This is a genomic window from Pseudomonas sp. B21-031 (genome assembly GCF_024748985.1).
Taxonomy (GTDB): Bacteria; Pseudomonadota; Gammaproteobacteria; order Pseudomonadales; family Pseudomonadaceae; genus Aquipseudomonas; species Aquipseudomonas kermanshahensis.
Genome location: NZ_CP087181.1, coordinates 3,907,556 through 3,926,516, shown reverse-complemented (window position 1 = coordinate 3,926,516; position 18,961 = coordinate 3,907,556). Strand labels below are relative to the sequence as shown.

General features: G+C 63.7%; 16 protein-coding genes and 1 pseudogene. 4 read left to right on the top strand and 13 right to left on the bottom strand.

The genetic code is table 11. The features are described from left to right. Positions 1–22 precede the first annotated feature (22 nt). The 3 genes from preA to hydA form a co-directional block, all read right to left on the bottom strand. Positions 23–1,297, bottom strand: coding sequence for an NAD-dependent dihydropyrimidine dehydrogenase subunit PreA (gene preA / locus LOY53_RS17500; protein ID WP_252825083.1), 1,275 nt, complete (start codon positions 1,295–1,297; stop codon positions 23–25). Further along, positions 1,298–2,665, bottom strand: a complete 1,368-nt coding sequence (locus tag LOY53_RS17495) for an NAD(P)-dependent oxidoreductase (protein ID WP_258703072.1) — start codon at positions 2,663–2,665, stop codon at positions 1,298–1,300. It lies immediately after the preceding gene. Positions 2,666–2,772: 107 nt separating this feature from the next. Continuing rightward, complete coding sequence (gene hydA / locus LOY53_RS17490; protein WP_258703071.1) at positions 2,773–4,212, bottom strand: dihydropyrimidinase; 1,440 nt, start codon at positions 4,210–4,212, stop codon at positions 2,773–2,775. Positions 4,213–4,837: 625 nt separating this feature from the next. Between hydA and LOY53_RS17485 the strand changes: the two genes are divergently transcribed. Together LOY53_RS17485 and LOY53_RS17480 are read left to right on the top strand one after the other, a co-directional pair. Beyond that, the gene (locus LOY53_RS17485) at positions 4,838–6,328 is read left to right on the top strand and encodes an NCS1 family nucleobase:cation symporter-1 (RefSeq protein ID WP_252825077.1); all 1,491 of its coding nucleotides are present in this window, start codon (positions 4,838–4,840) and stop codon (positions 6,326–6,328) included. 31 nt (positions 6,329–6,359) lie between these two features. Next, positions 6,360–7,643 (top strand): Zn-dependent hydrolase, encoded by a 1,284-nt coding sequence (locus tag LOY53_RS17480; RefSeq protein WP_186703736.1) that lies wholly within the window; start codon positions 6,360–6,362, stop codon positions 7,641–7,643. 339 nt (positions 7,644–7,982) lie between these two features. On the opposite strand, the gene LOY53_RS17475 is transcribed toward LOY53_RS17480, so the two are convergent. The 5 genes and pseudogenes from LOY53_RS17475 to nhaB form a co-directional block, all read right to left on the bottom strand. Further along, the gene (locus tag LOY53_RS17475) at positions 7,983–8,942 is read right to left on the bottom strand and encodes an MBL fold metallo-hydrolase (RefSeq protein WP_258703070.1); all 960 of its coding nucleotides are present in this window, start codon (positions 8,940–8,942) and stop codon (positions 7,983–7,985) included. A gap of 17 nt (positions 8,943–8,959) precedes the next feature. Further along, positions 8,960–9,406: an NUDIX hydrolase gene (locus LOY53_RS26930; protein WP_408981380.1), complete on the bottom strand. Its 447-nt coding sequence runs from the start codon at positions 9,404–9,406 to the stop codon at positions 8,960–8,962. Continuing rightward, positions 9,401–9,700, bottom strand: a pseudogene (locus tag LOY53_RS26925) (NIPSNAP family protein); the annotation flags it as partial. The pseudogene LOY53_RS26925 and the gene LOY53_RS26930, both read right to left, overlap by 6 nt. 82 nt (positions 9,701–9,782) lie before the next feature. Next, on the bottom strand, positions 9,783–10,334 hold the full coding sequence (locus LOY53_RS17465; RefSeq protein ID WP_099428804.1) for a lipocalin family protein: 552 nt from the start codon (positions 10,332–10,334) through the stop codon (positions 9,783–9,785). A 92-nt stretch (positions 10,335–10,426) separates the two neighbouring features. Beyond that, a complete protein-coding gene (gene nhaB / locus LOY53_RS17460) occupies positions 10,427–11,929 on the bottom strand; it encodes a sodium/proton antiporter NhaB (RefSeq protein WP_186681223.1) in 1,503 nt (500 codons plus the stop codon). 150 nt (positions 11,930–12,079) lie between these two features. On the opposite strand from nhaB, the gene LOY53_RS17455 reads away from it, so the two are divergent. Together LOY53_RS17455 and nudC are read left to right on the top strand one after the other, a co-directional pair. Beyond that, the gene (locus LOY53_RS17455) at positions 12,080–12,892 is read left to right on the top strand and encodes a crotonase/enoyl-CoA hydratase family protein (RefSeq protein ID WP_252825074.1); all 813 of its coding nucleotides are present in this window, start codon (positions 12,080–12,082) and stop codon (positions 12,890–12,892) included. Positions 12,893–12,926: 34 nt separating this feature from the next. Further along, a complete protein-coding gene (nudC, locus tag LOY53_RS17450; protein ID WP_252825072.1) occupies positions 12,927–13,757 on the top strand; it encodes an NAD(+) diphosphatase in 831 nt (276 codons plus the stop codon). Here the strand turns inward: nudC and LOY53_RS17445 are convergent. The 5 genes from LOY53_RS17445 to LOY53_RS17425 form a co-directional block, all read right to left on the bottom strand. After that, positions 13,725–14,504: a TSUP family transporter gene (locus LOY53_RS17445; RefSeq protein ID WP_252825071.1), complete on the bottom strand. Its 780-nt coding sequence runs from the start codon at positions 14,502–14,504 to the stop codon at positions 13,725–13,727. The genes nudC and LOY53_RS17445 overlap by 33 nt on opposite strands. Before the next feature lie 142 nt (positions 14,505–14,646). Beyond that, entirely contained in the window at positions 14,647–15,477 is an 831-nt protein-coding gene (locus tag LOY53_RS17440) for an alpha/beta fold hydrolase (RefSeq protein ID WP_258703068.1), read from the bottom strand. Between the two features lie 188 nt (positions 15,478–15,665). Beyond that, entirely contained in the window at positions 15,666–17,012 is a 1,347-nt protein-coding gene (locus tag LOY53_RS17435; protein WP_027592748.1) for a glutamine synthetase family protein, read from the bottom strand. Between the two features lie 15 nt (positions 17,013–17,027). Next, the gene (locus LOY53_RS17430; RefSeq protein ID WP_099428809.1) at positions 17,028–17,579 is read right to left on the bottom strand and encodes a helix-turn-helix domain-containing protein; all 552 of its coding nucleotides are present in this window, start codon (positions 17,577–17,579) and stop codon (positions 17,028–17,030) included. After that, entirely contained in the window at positions 17,572–18,861 is a 1,290-nt protein-coding gene (locus LOY53_RS17425) for an FAD-binding oxidoreductase (RefSeq protein WP_258703067.1), read from the bottom strand. Before LOY53_RS17425 ends, LOY53_RS17430 begins: the two co-directional genes overlap by 8 nt. Between the last annotated feature and the right edge of the window lie 100 nt (positions 18,862–18,961).

Genomic DNA, 18,961 nt, shown 5'->3' with positions numbered 1-18,961 from the left:
AGCGGCCCCGGCCTTTTCAGCCTCAGCTCGCCTCGCGATAGGGGTTACGCGGATCCTGCGTCCAGTTCAGGTAAGGCTTGCCGGTATCCTGCGCCACCATGTCGATGCAGTTTTCCACCGGGCAGGTGATCTGGCACAGGTTGCAGCCCACGCATTCCTCCTCGATCACGCTGTAGACGTGCGTACCGTCGGCCTTGGCCGTGCTGGCAATGGCCTGGTGCGAGGTGTCTTCGCAGGCGATATGGCAGCGCCCGCACCCAATGCAGGCATCCTGGTCAATGTGCGCCACTGACTTGTAGTTGATGTCCAGGTACTTCCAGTCAGTGGTGTGCCCCACCGCCTGGCCTCTGAACGCTTCCAGGTTGCGGTGCCCATGCTGGTCCATCCAGCGCGCCAGGCCATCTTTCATGTCGTCGACAATGCGGAAGCCGTGCAGCATCGCTGCCGTGCACACCTGCACGGCGCCACTGCCCAGGGCAATGAACTCGGCCGCGTCTCGCCAGTTGCCGATGCCGCCGATGCCACAGATGGGCAAGCCGCGCGTTTGCGGGTCGCGGGCAATTTCCGCGACCATGTTGAGCGCGATCGGCTTGACCGCCGAACCGCAATAGCCGCCATGGGTGCTCTGGTCGCCGACAATGGGGTGGGCCACCATGCGGTCCAGGTCCACGCTGGTGATCGAATTGATGGTGTTGATCAACGACACCGCATCCGCCCCGCCACGGTGCGCGGCGCGGGCCGATTGGCGAATGTCGGTGATGTTGGGCGTGAGCTTTACGATCACCGGCAGGGCGCAATAGGTCTTGCACCAGCGGGTGACCATCTCCACATATTCCGGTACCTGGCCGACTGCCGCGCCCATGCCGCGCTCAGGCATGCCGTGGGGGCAGCCGAAGTTCAGCTCGATACCATCAGCGCCCGTGGCCTCTACCAGAGGCAGGATGAACTTCCAGGACTCTTCCTCGCACGGCACCATCAACGACACGATCAGCGCACGGTCGGGCCAGTCCTTCTTCACCTGGGTGATCTCGCGCAGGTTGATCTCCAGCGAGCGGTCGGTGATCAGTTCGATGTTGTTGATCCCCTGCACCTGGCGGTTGGGGCCGTAGTGCGCCGAGTAGCGTGACGACACGTTGACCGCCGCCGGGTCCTCGCCCAGGGTTTTCCAGACCACACCGCCCCAGCCAGCCTCGAAGGCGCGGACCACGTTGTAGGCCTTGTCGGTGGGTGGCGCCGAGGCCAGCCAGAACGGGTTGGGTGCCTTGATGCCGGCAAATTCGATAGACAAGTCGGCCATTTACGCTGCCTCCACGTTGAGCATGAGTTGGGCATGGATGGCTTCAGCGGCCAGCTTGCCGTGCTGCACAGCCTGGACGGTGAGGTCCTGGCCCAAGGCGGTACAGTCGCCGCCCGCGTAGACGCCCGCCAGGCTGGTGCGCATGTGCGCGTCGACGCGGATGCGTTCACCGTCGCGGGCCAGTTGCGCCGCCACGGGGTCGGCGAGGCTGGCGTCATCGAAGCGTTGGCCGATGGCCTTGAAGATCGCATCGGCGGCCAGCTCGAAGGTTTCGCCGGTGTCGCGCAGGCGCCCGTCGGCAAGCTCGGTGCGGGCGAAGCGCATGCCGCGCACCTGGCCGGCATCGTCCAGCAGTACCGCCTCGGGGCGCGCCCAGGTGTGCAGGCGTACCTGGTTGGCCTTGGCGATGTCTTGCTCGTGATCGGTGGCGCCCATGTCGGCGTGGCCGCGGCGGTACACCAAGTTGACGTCACGGGCGCCCAGGCGGCTCATCTGCACGGCCATGTCGATGGCGGTGTTGCCGGCGCCAATCACCAGGCAGCGGTCGGCCAGCGGCAGTTGGCTCAGGTCATCGGCCTGGCGCAGTTCGCGGATGTACTGCGTGGCGGCGAGCACCCCTGGAGCCTCTTCATCGGCCAAGCCGAGCTGGCGCACCGCATTCAGGCCCAGGCCCAGGAACACCGCGTCGTATTGATCGCGCAGCTCGCCCAGGCCAAGGTTGTCACCTAGGCGTTGGCCGTGGCGGATTTCGATGCCACCGATGCCCAGCAGGAATTCCACTTCGCGCTGGGCGTAGTCGTCTACCAGTTTGTAGCGGGCAATACCGTATTCGTTGAGGCCACCGGCTTTTTCGCAGGCTTCGAACACCACCACGTCATGCCCATGCATGGCCAGGCGGTGCGCACAGGACAACCCCGCAGGGCCGGCGCCGACTACAGCGATGCGCTTGCCGGTGGCGGGGGAGCGGGAGAAGGGGTGCTCGGCGAAGTGCGCGTTGTCCAGCGCATAGCGTTGCAACTGGCCGATCAGTACCGGCGCGCATTCCTGGGCGTTGTTGCGTACGCAGGCCTGCTGGCAGAGGATTTCGGTCGGGCAGACACGGGCGCAACTGCCGCCGAGGATATTGGCCGAGAGAATGCGTTCGGCGGCGCCTTGCAGGTTTTCGTCACTGATGCGGTGGATGAACGAGGGAATGTCGATTTCGCTGGGGCACGCATTGACGCAGGGCGCGTCGTAGCAATACAGGCAGCGTGCGCTTTCGACGGCGGCCTGGCGGGCGGTGAGGGGAGGGGCGAGATCGCCGAAGCGCTCGGCCAGCTGGTCGGCGCCGGCCCGGGGGCGCGGCAAGTGGTTCAGGGCATCGATCACGGTTGTAGCCTCTCTTTTCTTTTTTGGATGTGGCAGTCAACGGCAATACGGCGCCGCCCGGCCTCTTCAGGGCCGGTACGGCAGTGCAGGTGCAGTGCGGGTAATGCTCAGCGCTGAACGGGTGTCGGGCGCTGCTGCTCGGCGCGGCGGCCCAACACCTCGTACACCGAGGGGTAGGCCGGGCGCTCCACGTAACGACCGGCGCCAGGTTCGGCGCGCAAATCGCCATCGGCCCACAGCACACGGCCCTGGCTGATGGTGTGGCTGGGGATGCCGCGAACGGTGCGGCCTTCGAAAATGTTGAAGTCCACGCGCTGGTGGTGGGTTTGCGCTGAGATCGTCCGCGTGCCCTGCGGGTCCCACAGCACCATGTCGGCGTCGGCACCGACGCGAATCGCGCCCTTGCGCGGGAACAGGTTGAAGATCTTGGCCGTGTTGGTGGAGGTCAGCGCGACGAACTCCTGCATCGACAGGCGCCCACTGTTGACCCCCGCATCCCAGAGCACCGCCATGCGGTCTTCGATACCGGCGGTGCCATTGGGGATGCGGCTGAAGTCGTCGCGGCCCATGGCCTTTTGTTCGGCGCAGAAGCAGCAGTGGTCGGTGGCGGTGGTGTGCAGGTTGCCCGACTGCAGGCCGCGCCACAGGGCTTCCTGGTGTTCCCGCGGGCGGAAGGGTGGGCTCATCACATAGCCTGCGGCCGTGGCCCAATCCGGATTGCGGTAGACGCTGTCGTCGAGCAGCAGGTGGCCTGGCAGTACCTCACCGTACACCGGCTGGCCTTTGGCCCGGGCGTAGGTGATCTCGTCCAGCGCTTCGCGGCTCGAGATGTGCACCACATACAGCGGCGTACCGATGGTTTCGGCAATACGGATAGCCCGGCTGGCCGCCTCGCCTTCGACCTGCGAAGGGCGCGACAGCGGGTGTGCCTCTGGCCCGGTCAGGCCTTGGGCCAGCAGCTTTTTCTGCAGGTGGTAGACCAGCTCGCCGTTCTCGGCATGCACGGTAGGCACCGCGCCCAGTTGCAGGCAGCGCTCGAAGCTCGCGACCAAGGTATCGTCGGCCGCCATGATGGCGTTCTTGTATGCCATGAAGTGCTTGAAGCTGTTCACCCCGTGGTTGGCCACCAGCTCGCCCATCTCTTCTGCGACCTGCTCGCTCCACCAGGTAATGGCGACGTGGAAGCCGTAGTCGGAAGCACTCTTTTGCGCCCAGCCACGCCAGGTGTGAAAGGCCTCCAGCAATGACTGCTGTGGGTTGGGGATGACGAAGTCGATGATCGAGGTGGTACCACCGGCCAGGCCGGCAGCGGTGCCGCTGAAGAAGTCTTCGCTGGCCACGGTGCCCATGAAGGGCAGCTGCATGTGGGTGTGCGGGTCGATGCCGCCGGGCATCAGGTACTGGCCACTGCCGTCGAGGATTTCGCAGTCGGTGGGCGGTTCGAGGTTTGCGCCAATGGCCGCGATCAGGCCATCGACACATAGGACATCGGCGGTGTAACGCTCTTCGTGGGTGATCACGGTGGCACCACGGATCAACAGGGACATGCCGTCTTCCTCGCAGGCTGACCGGTCTGGGCCGGTTCTTGAATTGTTATACGCCAGTGACTGCCGGTGATCGAAGGGTAGCCTACAATCCTGTCAGACCTGACAAGAATGGAATCTAGATGGTGATTTGGGATTGTTCAAGAAAATAATTTATGAGCTTATAACTTTTGTAACTTATTGATATTTAGATAATTATTGTTTGAATCACCAAAATGGTGAGGCCTTTCACCATTTTGACGCACTTGACAAGAAGCCAAATTGGTCAAGATTTTCCATGCAAAATCAGCTGCTTGATAGCGGGCCAGAAGACGCCTGCCGCGCGGCTGAAAAAACCGGCTGCACCGGTTTGAAACACGCGCCGGGCGCAAGCCTGGCTTGAGCGGGCGCAACAGGCAGGCGAAGGGATAACCGTGCTTTCGCTTTGCGTCGATAAATGCCTTGCAGTTCAGTTGATTACCTCCGGTCGGCGGCGGCCACCCGGGACGGCTCAGGCCAACCCGGCACGTAATTTGAGTACGGCCACAACCGCCAGGCCGGACCGGAGGAGCAGTACTGGTGGTGTGTGTACTCCGGCCATCGCTTTAGCCCGATGAGCAAACAATTAGAAAAACCTGGAGAAGGCCCCATGCAACAGAGCAGATCGCAAGTGATCGAGCAGGATGGCCTGTTCGAGCTGGACGCAGGCACTGACGTGCTCGACAGCTCGCGCTACAACCACGACATCGCACCCACCAAGGTGCACCAACGCACCTGGAACAAATGGCACATCACCGCCCTGTGGGTGGGTATGTCCATCTGCGTGCCCACCTACACCCTCGGCGGCGTGCTCACGGCCTACTTTGGCCTGAGCGTGGGCGAGGCGCTGCTGGCGATCCTGTTGGCCAACCTCATCGTGTTGATCCCGCTGACCCTCAACGCGTTCCCTGGCACCAAGTACGGCATCCCGTTTCCGGTGCTGTTGCGTTCCTCGTTTGGCATCCTCGGCTCGAACGTGCCGTGCTTGATTCGCGCGGTGGTCGCTTGCGGCTGGTTCGGCATCCAGACGATGTTCGGCGGCCTGGCCATTCACCTGTTCCTCGGCTCGATGTTCGATGGCTGGAAGGCCCTGGAGGGCACCGGGGAGGTGATCGGCTTCATGATCTTCTGGGCCCTCAACCTGTGGGTGGTGTTGCGCGGGGCGGAGTCGATCAAGTGGCTCGAAACGCTTTCGGCGCCGCTGCTGGTGGCGGTGGGCGTGGGCCTGCTGTTCTGGGCACTGCCGCACATGTCGATGACCGAGTTGCTGGCGCAGCCGCCCAAGCGGCCAGAGGGCGCCAGCGTGGTCAGCTACTTCTGTGCCGGGCTCACCGCCATGGTCGGTTTCTGGGCCACGCTGTCGCTGAATATTCCCGACTTCAGCCGGTACGCCAAAAGCCAGAAAGACCAGATACTCGGGCAGATCTTCGGCCTGCCGCTGACCATGTTCCTGTTCGCGGCATTGGGTGTGGTGCTGACCGCAGCGTCCGCTTCGCTGGTGGGCGAAACGGTGTCTGACCCGGTCAGCCTGATCGGCAAGATCCAAAGCCCGGGCTGGGTGGCGCTGGCCATGGCGTTGATCGTGATCGCCACGCTGTCGACCAACACGGCGGCGAACATCGTCTCGCCCACCAACGACTTCCAGAACATTGCGCCACGCCTGATCGGGCGTAGCCGCGCGGTGTGGCTGACCGGGTTTATCGGCTTGGCGCTGATGGGCCATGAACTGCTCAAGAAGCTGGGTTGGATCGTCTCGGACCTGAGCCTGGAAAGCGTCTATTCCAACTGGTTACTGGGTTACTCGAGCCTGCTCGGGCCGATTGCCGGGATCATGGTGGTGGACTACTTCCTGATCCGTCGCCAGCGCCTGGACCTGGCCGGGCTATACCGCGATGACGTGTATCCGGCCTGGAACTGGGCTGGCTTCGCCGCCTTCGGCGTGCCGGTGGCGCTGACCGTGATGTCGATCGGCAACAGCAGTTTCAGCTGGTTCTACGACTATGGCTGGTTCACCGGCTCGCTGCTGGGTGGGGCGTTGTATTACGTCCTGGGTGGCTTGGCGGCGCGCAGCCCGGCGCGGTTGGCCAAGCCGTTGCCTTGATAAACAACAAAAAAGCCTGAGGGAAAAACCCATGACTCCAGTCCACGATATCCTCAAGACCACCGCCCGCCACGTCGATAGCGCACGCCTGTGGCAATCGCTAATGGACCTTGCCCGCCTCGGCGCCACAGCCAAAGGCGGTGTCTGCCGGCTGGCGCTGACCGACCTCGACCGTCAGGCCCGCGACCTCTTCGTCGAGTGGTGCGAAGCGGCCGGTTGTACCGTCAGTGTCGACGCGGTTGGCAATATTTTCGCCCGCCGCCCAGGGCGCAACCCCAAGCTGCCACCGGTGATGACCGGCAGCCATATCGATACCCAGCCCACCGGCGGCAAGTTTGATGGTTGCTATGGGGTGATGGCCGGGCTGGAGGTGATCCGCACCCTCAACGACCTCGGCGTCGAAACCGAAGCGCCGCTGGAAGTAGTGGTGTGGACCAACGAGGAGGGTTCGCGCTTTGCCCCCTGCATGATGGGCTCTGGGGTGTTCGCCGGTAAGTTCACGCTGGAAGAGACGCTGGCCAAGCGTGATGCACAGGGGGTGAGTGTTGGCGAGGCGCTCGATGCTATCGGCTACGCCGGCCAGCGCGCGGTACTCGGCCACCCGGTGGGGGCTTATTTTGAAGCGCATATCGAGCAGGGGCCGATCCTTGAAGACCAGGCCAAGACCATCGGCGTGGTGTTGGGTGCCCTGGGCCAGAAGTGGTTCGACCTGACCCTGCGCGGGGTCGAAGCCCATGCCGGCCCAACGCCCATGCACCTGCGCAAGGATGCCTTGGTAGGCGCTGCCGCCGTGGTCGAGGCAGTCAACCGTACGGCCCTTGGGCACCAGCCACATGCCTGTGGCACGGTGGGTTGCCTGCAGGCTTACCCTGGGTCACGCAACGTGATCCCGGGTGAGGTGCGCATGACCCTGGACTTCCGTCACCTTGAAGGCGAGCAACTGGACGCGATGATTGCCGAAGTGCGCGGGGTGATCGAAAGCACCTGCGCCAAGCATGGCCTGGCGCATGAGCTGATCCCTACGGCGGATTTCCCTGCCCTGTATTTCGACAAGGCCTGCGTCGATGCCGTGCGCGATTCGGCAGGTGCGCTGGGCCTGCCGCACATGGATATCGTCAGTGGAGCGGGGCATGACGCGATCTTCCTGGCCGAATTGGGGCCAGCGGGGATGATCTTCGTGCCTTGCGAGAATGGCATCAGCCACAACGAAATCGAGAACGCCACACCGGAGGACCTGGCGGCGGGGTGTGCGGTGTTGTTGCGGGCGATGCTGGCAGCGTCGGAGGCGATTGCCAGTGGGCGGTTGGCGGCGTAGGGGCGGTATGTCTTGAGGGGGTGGTTCGGCTGACGGGTGCCTGGCGGGAGGTTTGGGGCGCCTATGAGATCGAGCGCCGCCCGCGCGGCGCTTCGCAGCACAAGGCTGCTCCTACATCTGTTTCGGGCCAGTGAGGCCTGTGAAGTCTGCGCGCGACCGCCTTGTTTGTCCGACTCGATATCAAGGTGGGCACCAAGGGGCCGCGCGCCCATGCCTCAGGAATAACTGGCCCGAAACAAATGTGGGAGCAGCCTTGTGCTGCGAAGCGCCGCGCGGGCGGCGCTCGATCTCATAGGCGCCACAGCCCAAACGGCATGCACCTATCAGCCGCAACCCTATCTACCCCACCACCACAAGACACCCATCCCGCCCAATGTGATACCGCTGCAGGTCCTGCGCCAAGGTCAGATGCCCGCTGTAGTGTGCCAGGGCCTCCACACGTACATCGTCGATGCACGGGCTGCGCCGCGGATCGCCCTGGTAGCGTGCACTGAAATGGGTAAGCACCAGGTTGCGCACACCCGCCACCTCGGCAAACCGTGCCACTTGCGCCGCTGTGCTGTGGCCGAAGGTAGCCCCCGTGCGCTCGACGACCGCCTGGGTAAAGGTCGCTTCGTGCACCATCACATCCGCGCCCTTGGCCGCCTCCGCCAACAGCTCGGGGTTGTCGTTGTCACCGCACACGATCACCCGTCGCGCCGGCCGCGATGCGCGCAGGTAATCCTGGCCGTGCAGGGTCCGCCCCTCATGCTCGACCGACAGCCCTTTGGCCAAGTCGCCCCACAACGGCCCGCGTGGAATGCCTTCGGCATCCAGGCGCTGCAGGTCCAGGCGCGGTTCAGGGTTGAGCTCGGTGAACACGAAGCCCACGCTCGGTACCCGGTGCGAGAGCTGCACGGTACTGACCTGCAGCGTCTCGCTACGCCAGTCACTCAGGCTTTCAACAGCCAGCAGGCGCACCTCGAAAGGCAGGTAAGTGTCGCTGGCGCTCAGGCCCAGGCGTACCCAGTCATGCAGGGCGGCGGGCAGGATGATATCCAGCGGCTGGGTACGCCCGCTCATCCCGGCGCTGGCCAGCAGGCCGGGCAGGCCGAAGCAATGGTCGCCGTGTACATGGGTGATGAAGATGCCGCGCAGGTCGCGTATCGACAGCGGCGTCTGCAGCAGCCGATGCTGCGTGCCTTCGCCGCAATCGATCAGGTACCAGTGGCTGCCGCTGGCCTCGATGAGGGCCGTGGCACTGACGTTGCGGGCCTTGGTCGGCACCCCGGCACTGGTGCCTAGAAACAGCAGGTCCATGATCAGGCTCCTTTGCTTCAGCCCAGCAGCGACAAGTCGCGCAACAACGCTTGCAGGCCCTGCGGCACAAGCGGGCCGATGCGCGCGAAGTCGGCGCTGTCGCACCACCGGGCGCGGAAGGGGCTGCCGTCGGACTCTCGGCCTTCTACCCAGGGCTGCCGGTAAAGGCTGGCGTCGTCGAAGCGTGCATCGAATACCTGCACAATCTCATGCCCCGGCGTGTCGGCATAGTGGAACAGGCTCTCCAGCGTGCCGAGCAACCGCACATCGCTGATCGACTGCCCCAGTTCTTCTTCGATTTCCCGGGCGATGGCGTCACGGCCCCGCTCACCAAACTCGATGCCACCCCCGAGTGGGCGGCACAGCGTCTGCTGCGTCACCGGGTCGTCGAAGACGTTGACCAGAATCTTCCCTTGATGATGGAAAACGCACAGCGCCAGCGAGCGAATACGCGGTTCGAGCAAAGGCTTGAGGAAGCTGCGTTCATAGCTGAGGATGAACCGTTGCTCAGTGGCCAGGGCAACTGCAGCGATGCATTCCGGGTCGGTTTCTGCCTGCTTACGGTACTGCTCGTAGGCCGCCAGGCTGGAAAAGCTGAACAGGCAGTAGGCGATGTTGTTGGCACCTTCGGCAGGCAGGAAATAGCCATGGTGCTTGCCGCCCATGCGCGTTACCAGGCGCATCCACAGGCGTGAATAGACTTCGAAGGCCGGCAGCTGGTAAGGGTCGACGGTGTATTTGACGTGGCAGGTGATCAACGGCTCGTTCCTTCGAGGGGAGGCGGGGCGCACACCTTAGCCTGATTGCCCCGCGTCGTCGACGTGCCAGCCGTGCAGCGGGCTAGCCTTCCTGGCGCCAAATCAGCTTGCTGGTGTCGTAGCCTTGCTTGCGGGCAATCGACAGCAGTTGCTCGCGTTCCTGGTCGGTGATTGCCGGCGTGCGCGAGAGCAACCACAGGTACTCGCGGTTGGGGTGCCCGACCAAGGCCACGCGGTAGTCCTTGTCGTGGTAAAGCACCCAGTACTCACCCTTGGTCAGGCCCGGAGCCAGCCGGCTGAACCAGTTGTCGAACTGCACCCAGAGCTTGTCGGTCTTGCCCGGTTGCTGGGCTTCGGCGATGCCCTTGGCCTCGTTCCACTGGCCGTCCTTTTCCTTGCAGCGGTTGTTGACGTCGATGCGCCCGTCCTCACGCAGGCCGTAACGCGCTTCGGATTGCACGCAGTTGCGCTGGAAGAACATCGGCAGGCGCGCCAGCTCATACCAGGTGCCCTGGTAGCGTTGCAGGTCGACCTGCTGGGTGGTCGGCGGCGTGCGGTGTTCATCGTTCGAACCCGCGCAGCCGACCAAGGCCAGGGTCATGCAGGAAAGCATCAGTGCCGTGCGCATCGCCATAGCGAACCTCCTTGAAGCGGATGGGGACTTACCTTTGCTTCGATGCGGGCGTGCGGGAAAAGTTGTATCGAATATCCCCACGCCGCCAGGTTTTACAGCCAGTAAGTCACAGCCCACCAGCCCAGCCCACCCATGACCACGGTATAGGGCAGCGCCATCCACACCATGCGCCCATACGACAGGCGAATCAGCGGTGCAATCGCCGAGGTCAGCAGGAACAGGAACGCCGCCTGCCCATTCGGCGTCGCCACGCTCGGCAGGTTGGTGCCGGTATTGATCGCCACCGCCAGCGTCTCGAAATGCTCCCGGCTCATGCCACCGTTCATGAAGGCCTGCTTGACCTCGGTAATGTAGATGGTGGCGACGAACACGTTGTCGCTGATCGCCGACAGCAAACCGTTGGCCAGGTACAGCATGCCCGGTTGTTGTTCGGCAGGCAGTGCCAGTACCCAGGCAATCAGCGGGCTGAACAACTGCTGCTGATGGATCACCGCGACGACGGCAAAGAACACCACCAGCAGCGCGGTGAATGGCATGGCGTCCTGGAAGGCGCGGCCCAGGCGGTGTTCGTCGGTGATGCCGGTGAACGCAGTGATCAACACGATCACCAGTAGGCCGATCAGGCCCACTTCGGCAATGTGCAGGCCCAGGCAGATGATCAGGATCAGCGCGGCGCTGCCTTGTACCCACAGCGCGGCACGCTGGGCCGGCGTACGGGCGGCGTCATCTTCGGCGGCGTAGGCAGCCAGCACCTGGCGCACGCGTTCAGGCATCAGTGTGCCGTAGCCGAACAGGCGTAGTTTTTCCAGCGCTACGCAGGTCAGCAGCCCGGCGCCGAGCACCGGCAACGACACCGGGGCGACCTTGAGGAAGAAGTCGGCGAAGTGCCAGCCCATCTCATGGCCGATCAGCAGGTTTTGCGGTTCGCCCACCAGCGTGCACACGCCGCCCAATGCAGTGCCGACCGCACCGTGCATCAACAGGCTGCGCAGGAAGGCGCGGAACTGGTCGAGGTCTTCGCGGTGCAGTTGCGGGATCTGCTGGTCGCTGTCGAGCGCGCTTTCTTCACGCGGGTTGGCACCCGAGGCAACGCGGTGAAAGACCGCGTAGAAGCCCACGGCTGCACTGATGATCACCGCCGTGACTGTCAGCGCATCGAGAAAGGCCGAGAGGAACGCTGACAGCACGCAGAACAGCAGCGACAGGGCCGCCTTCGAGCGCACACCGAGCAAGATCCGCGAGAACAGGAACAGCAGCAGCTCTTTCATGAAGTGAATGCCGGCGACCATGAACATCAACAGCAGGATCACCGGGAAATTGTGCAGCAGCTCTTCGTACAAGGCCTGCGGGGTGGTCATCTCGAGCAGCAGTGCTTCGACCAGCAACAAGCCGCCAGGCATCAACGGGTAGCACTTGAGCGCCATGCCCAGGGTGAAGATGAATTCGATCACCAGCACCCAGCCTGCCGTGACCGGGCCCGCAGTCAGCAGCAGCAAGGGGTTGAGCACCAGGAACAGGCCGATGACAGCCTTGTACCAAAGCGGTGACTGGCCCAGGAAGTTGTGGGCGAGCGCGCCGGGCAGGGAGCGGGGCATGAATATGTATCCTTATGATTCAGCGATGGCGCACGGTGCCGGATCGTGCCGACTTAGGCAAGATTTGCCGTCCTGCTTTTGGCACAAGTGCGGCCTCCTGGCTGGGTTAACATCCTGCGTCATGACCCTTTCCCAGCAGGAGTGCCGCCCGTGACCGAGTACAGCGCGTTCAAGGTTGAACTGACTGATAGCATCGCCCACGTCCAGATCAACCGCCCCGAGAAAGTCAACGCAATGAACGCTGCCTTCTGGGAGGAGATCATCGACATCTTCCAGTGGATCGACGACACCGATGCGGTGCGCGCCGTTGTCATCAGCGGTGCGGGCAAGCATTTCTCTGCCGGCATCGACCTGATGATGCTGGCCTCGCTGGCCGGCCAGTTGGGCAAGGACGTTGGCCGTAATGCGCGCTTGCTGCGCAGCACCATCCTGCGCCTGCAGGCGTCGTTCAATGCCGTCGACAAATGCCGCAAGCCGGTGCTGGCGGCAGTCCAGGGCTACTGCATTGGGGGCGCCATCGACCTCATCTCGGCGTGCGACATGCGCTACTGCAGCCAGGATGCGCAGTTCTCGATCAAGGAAATCGACATGGGTATGGCTGCCGATGTCGGCACGCTGCAACGTTTGCCACGTATCATTGGCGACGGCATCATGCGCGAGCTGGCATTCACCGGGCGCAACGTCGAGGCCGATGAGGCACTGCGCATCGGCCTGGTCAACCGGGTCTATGATGATCAGGCCGCGCTACTTGACGGGGTCTTTGCCATCGCCCGTGAGATTGCCGCAAAATCGCCGATCGCCGTGGCCGGCACCAAGGAAATGCTCAGCTACATGCGTGACCATCGCATTGACGATGGCCTGGAATACATCGCCACCTGGAACGCCGCGATGCTCCAGTCCGAAGACCTGCGCGTGGCCGTGGCGGCGCACATGAGCAAACAGAAACCGACGTTCGCCGACTGACTGGGTCGGGGGGCGCGCAGCAAGGAACCCCGACATGTCAGCACGCTGGACTACCGCAGTACTCGACCCGCAGATCACCGGGGGCTTGGCCGTCGCCCGCAGCCCGGAAGGGTTCCTGGTGGACGACAACGGCGCGCTGTTCCCCCGCGAATGGCTCAAGCGCCAGAACCTGGACGTGCTGTGCGAGCATGGCATCGGTCACTTCGATGGCGAGCCGGTGTTCCTGCTTGAACTGCGCGGCGCCACCGACCTGCCAGGTTGCAGCTGGCGTGGCCTGCGCGCGTTCATGCTCGAAGGCGACTTCGACCTGTACAAGGTGCTGGGTTATGCCGCGCAGATCGGTACCTGGGCCCGTGAGCACCGTTTTTGCGGCAGCTGCGGCCAGGCGATGACGCAAATCCGCTGGGAGCGAGCGATGTACTGCCAGCCGTGCGACCTGCGCAGCTACCCGCGCATTTCGCCGAGCATGATCGTGCTGGTCACCCGCGGTGACGAGATTCTGCTGGCCCGCTCGCCGCGTTTCGTCACCGGTGTCTATAGCACCTTGGCGGGCTTTGCCGAGCCTGGCGAGTCGGCCGAGGATTGCCTGGTGCGCGAAGTGCGTGAAGAGGTGGCGGTCGAGGTGCAGAACATCCGCTACGTCGGCAGCCAGTGCTGGCCGTTCCCGCATTCGATGATGCTGGGGTTCCATGCCGAGTACGCGGGCGGCGAGATCGTCATGCAGCCGGACGAGATCGAGGATGCCCAGTGGTTCAGCGTGCATGACCTGCCGCCGCTGCCGGCTGGGCGCTCCATCGCCCGTTACCTGATCGATTTGTACGTGGCTGAACGCTTAGGCCTGCCCGAACCAGTGCTGCCACGCTAGGCGCACGGTAAGCGCCAGCACCACGGTGATGAAGACCGGGCGGATGAACTTGCTGCCGCCGCTGATCGCCGTGCGTGCGCCGAAGAACGCACCCACCATCACCGACAGGCCCATGCACAGGCCGACGACATAATCCACCTGCCCGGAAATGATGAACACCGTCAGCGCCGCGATGTTGCTGACGAAGTTCATGCTGCGCGCCACGCCGCTGGCGCGCACCAGGTCGATTGGGTACAGCAGCAGGGTGCTCACGGTCCAGAACGCGCCAGTGCCGGGGCCCGCCACGCCATCGTAGAAACCCAGGGTGAAGCCTTGGGGGACCTGCCATTTCTTCTTGATCGGTGCGTCGGCATCCAGCGGCGCCTTGGGCGTGCCGCCGAACAGCAAGTAGACGCCGCAGGCGAAGACTACGACCGGGAGCATCTTGTTCAGCCATTCGGCGGGCAGGTAGTGGGCGATCACCGCGCCCAGCGAGGCGCCTAGCAGGGTGGCGAACAATGCCGGGCGCCACTGCGCGGGGTGGAACAGTTTGCGTTTGTAGTAAGTGAAGCCGGCCGTGGCCGAGCCGAAGGTGGAACTGAGCTTGTTGGTGCCCAGCACCAGGTGTGGCGGCATGCCGGCGGTGAGCAGGGCTGGGGTGGTGAGCAGGCCGCCGCCGCCGGCGATGGCGTCGATGAAGCCGGCGACGAAGGCAACCAGGGCCAGGATCAATAGGGTGAGGGGTTCTACGGTGAGTTCGAAGGGCATTGGTTTTTTGTGCACACAGGAAGGCAAGGGCGCGGCAAACGGCCGCGCTCGAAGTGCCACATGTTAGTCCTGGCGGCTGTATGTTGCCAATGCCGGCCCTTTCGCGGGCAAGCCCGCGAAAGGGCCGGTACAGGGGATTACATCAACCCCGGATAAACGCCAGCAAATCCGCATTGATCACATCGGCATGGGTGGTCGGCATGCCGTGCGGATACCCTTTGTAGGTCTTCAACGTGCCAGTGGGCAGCAACTTGGCCGACAACGGGCCCGAATTCTCGTATGGCACGATCTGGTCATCGTCACCGTGCATTACCAGCACCGGTTGTGTGATGCGCTTGAGGTCCTCGGTGAAGTCGGTCTGCGAAAACGCCACGATGCCGTCGTAGTGCGCCTTGGCACTGCCGATCATGCCTTGGCGCCACCAGTTGCCGATGATGCCTTCCGACGGTTTGGCCCCGGGCCGGTTGTAACCGTAGAAAGGCCCCGTGGGCACGTCGCGGTAGAACTGCGCCCGGTTACTTGCGACCTGGGCCTGGAAGCCGTCGAATACCGACTTGGGCAGGCCGCCTGGGTTGGCCGGTGTCTGCACCATCAGTGGCGGCACTGCGGCAATCAGTACCGCCTTGGCCACCTTATCGCCGGGGTAGCGTGCCATGTAGCGCACCACTTCGCCGCCACCCGTGGAATGGCCGACATGCACGGCGCCCTGGATGCCCAGGTGGTCGACCACGGCGGCTACGTCATCGGCGTAGTGGTCCATGTCATGGCCATCCCACACCTGGCTGGAGCGCCCATGGCCGCGGCGGTCGTGGGCGACTACGCGAAAGCCTTGGGCCAGGAAGTACAGCAACTGGGCATCCCAGTCATCGGCACTGAGCGGCCAGCCGTGGTGGAAGTGAATGACCGGCGCATCGCGCGGGCCCCAGTCTTTGTAGAAGATCTGAACGCCATCCTTCGTGGTTACGTAGCTCATGGTCGCGTCTCCTCTGTGCAGGGGATGCCAAGTGAGCTATTGAGAATAGGAGAGATTTCTGTGTTGTCAGTACTGGCCTCTTCGCGGGGCAAGCCCGCTCCCACAGGTATATCACCGTCTTTAACCTGGTAGTAAACCTGTGGGAGTGGGCTTGCCCCGCGAAAGGGTCGGCACTGGTAGTCAAGCCATTACAGGAACCAGCGGTACTCCCTGGCACTGACTTCTTGCATGAATGCCAGGTGGTCTTGCCGCTTGTTCTCGCAATACACCATCACGAATTCTTCCCCCAGCCCCTCATTCACTGCGGGGTGGCTGCGCATCGCGGTGACTGCGCTGAGCATGTCTTTGGGGAAGTCGATGCCGCTGCCGCGGTCTTCGTTTAGCGGTGTGATCGGCTCCTGCGCCGCATCCAGCCCATGCTCCATCCCGCACAGGATCGCCGCCAGCACCAGATAAGGGTTGGCGTCCGCGCCAGCCAGACGATGCTCGATGCGCAAATTGCGTACATCGGACTCGGGAATGCGTATGCACGCATCGCGGTCTTCATAGCCCCAGCTCGCACGGCTGGCGGCGTTGACCATGGCGCCGTAGCGACGGAACGCATTGTGGTTGGCTGCAAAGATCGGCATGCAGTGCGGCAGGACCGCCAGGCAGCCTGCCACCGCATGGCGCAGCGGGCGTTGCCCATCGGCAGCCAGCAGGTTGTTGCCGTCGTTGTCGTACAGGCTGACGTGTACATGCATGCCGCTGCCAGGTGCGTGCAGGTAGGGTTTGCTCATGAACGAAGCACGCAGCCCGTGCTTGAGCGCCACGCCACGGGTGCTGCGGCAGAACAGGGCTGCCCAGTCGGCGGCACGCAGGCCGTCGTCGCAGTGGCCGAAATTGATCTCGAACTGGCCCGGCCCCAGCTCGGCCGTGATGACGTTGGCATCCACCCCTTGGGCATTAGCCGTTTCGACCATGTCGCGCAGCACGTCGCTGAAGCGCGACAGGCGCTCGATGTGCATGTTGGGCTGATCGTCCGGGTCATCGCTGAACGGGTCGCGGGGGAACTGCGGCAGCCCTTCCTTGAGTGCCCGTTCGAACAGGTAAAACTCCAGCTCGAACGCCACCACCGGGCGAATGCCACGCCGCGCCAGGCGTTGCAGTACGCGGGCGAGCACTTCCCGGGGCTCGAACTCGATGGGCGCGGCGGTGCCGTCGGAGCTGATCAACATCTGCCCCAGCGGCTCGCGCTCCCAGGTGACTGGCTTGAGGGTGCCGGGGATCAGGCGCCGCACGGCATCCGGGTCACCGTCGCTGAAACAGTAGTCACCAATCGGGAACAACCCGCCCTGTACCCCTAGCAACACGCAGTTCTGCGGTAGTTTCAGCGGGCTGCCGGCGGCGACCTTTTCCAGCATGTCGACGGGGTAGCGCTTGCCGTAGAAATGCCCGGGGATGTCCAGGCTCAGCAGGTCGACATGGCGTACTTCGGGGTAGCGGGCACGGAAGGCGCGTACTTCACTGAGCAGATCGGGAAAACCTGTTGTGATGGTCATGCTGTGCTCTCATCGGAAGACCCAGAGAACCCGGGTCGTCTGGTCGGTCAGGTTGGCGTAGCGGAACTGGCTGTGTGGCGGCAGCTGAAAGCTGTCGTTGCGCCGGAGCGTGACGGCCTCGGCGTGGCCATCGCGCCACAGCGTCAGCTCACCTTCGAGGACGAAACCGCCTTGCTCGGAACTGTCGTTCAGGTGCCCCTCGCCGCTGCTGGCGCCGGGCGCCAAGTGGCTTTCGAGCATGGAAAAGCCGCCATTCAAGGTAGGCGACACCAGCACGTCGCTGATGCCTTCGGCGTAGTAAATGGTGCGCCGCTCACCTGGTCGGGTAACCCAGTCCAGCGGCCGGGGTTGGCCGGCCTGGTAGAAGTAGGTGGTCGGTACGTGCAGCGCTTCGCTGATTGCGGTCAGGTCGGCCACGGTTGGCCGTGACAAGCCGCGCTCGACCTGGGACAGAAACCCCAGTGAGCGCTTGACCTTGCTGGCCAGCTCGTCGAGCGTCAACCCGCGGTGCTTGCGCAGGTCGCGAATCAGCAGCGCCAGTGTTTGAACTTCATCAGACATGGTCGCGCAACCTGTACCAGGCCTTGGCTGCTGCTTCCAGCGGTGCGGCCATCAATTCGCCGCCTGGGAAGCGGCCGTTATCGATACCCTGGTACAGCGCCAGCAGGTCATCGTTGCCAAGGATCGCATCGCTAACCGCCCGCGCGCCGGCCAGGGTCGGCAGCACGCCGTGGCCCGAGAAGCCTTGTAACCAATAGCGCTCGCCGTCCCGGCCGATGTCGGGGGTACGCTGGATGCTGCAGTCGATGTGGCCGCCCCAGGCATAGTCGATGGCCACACCGGCCAACTGCGGAAACACCCGTTCAAGGTAGGGGCGGGTGGCGCTGGCCACATCCTTGGGGATGCCGCCCAGGTAGGTGCAGCCGCCGCCGAACAGCAGGCGATTGTCGGGGGTAAGGCGGAAATAGTCGGGCACGAACTGGTTGTCGATCACGCAGCTGTTGCGTGGCAGCAATGACTTGGCGAAGTCGGCTTCCAGGGGCGCGGTGGCGACTTGGTAGGAGCCGACGGGCAGCAAGCGGCGCGACAGGGCCGGGTCGAGGCGGTCGATATAGGCGTTGCAGGCCAGTACCAGAATTTGGCTGTGTACCTCGCCATGCTCAGTGCGGGTCACATAACCGTTGCCGGTCTGCTGGTAGCCGAGCACCTGGCTTTGCTCAAAGATTTGGCCACCGGCTGCCTCGACGGTGCTGGCAAGGCCTTGGGCGAGCTTGAGGGGGTTGAGGTGGGCGCCTTTGGCGTCATACAGCGCGGCTTGGTAGCGTGGGCTGTCGATCCACTGGGGCAGCTCGTCGCGCCCTATCAGGCGCAGGGCGTCATAGCCCCATTTGGCTTCGGCGTCGTGCAGGGCTTCTTCAAGCATTTTTACGCGGCGCGGCAGCACGGCTGTCCACAAGCTGCCAAGCCGATAGTCGATATCGAAACCATGGCGCTGTGGCAGTTCACGCATTTCATCGGCGGCCCAGCACATGCTGTCCCATAGGCGGCGGGTGCGTTCTGCGCCAAGGGCCTTCTCCAGCGGTGGCATGTCGCACGACCAGCCCAGCAACGCCTGGCCGCCGTTGCGCCCGGAAGCGGCCCACGCCACACGGCTCGCTTCCAGCAGCGTTACACGCTTGCCGGCCATGGTCAGTCTCAGGGCGGTGTGCAGGCCGCTGAAACCTGCGCCGACAATGAGGATGTCGGTGTCGTGGCGGCCTTGCAGGGTGGGGCGCAGGGGAATGCGGGTGGGGTAGGTCTGGGCGTAGTAGCTGGGGATGTGTTGCGCGGATTGCTTGAACATGCCGGTGCCTCATGAAAATTATTGTGATTATTTTCATGAAAATTTAGCAGGTAAATTTCACGGCGCCAGTGCGTTGGTCGGGTTTTATGGTTTACCTGTG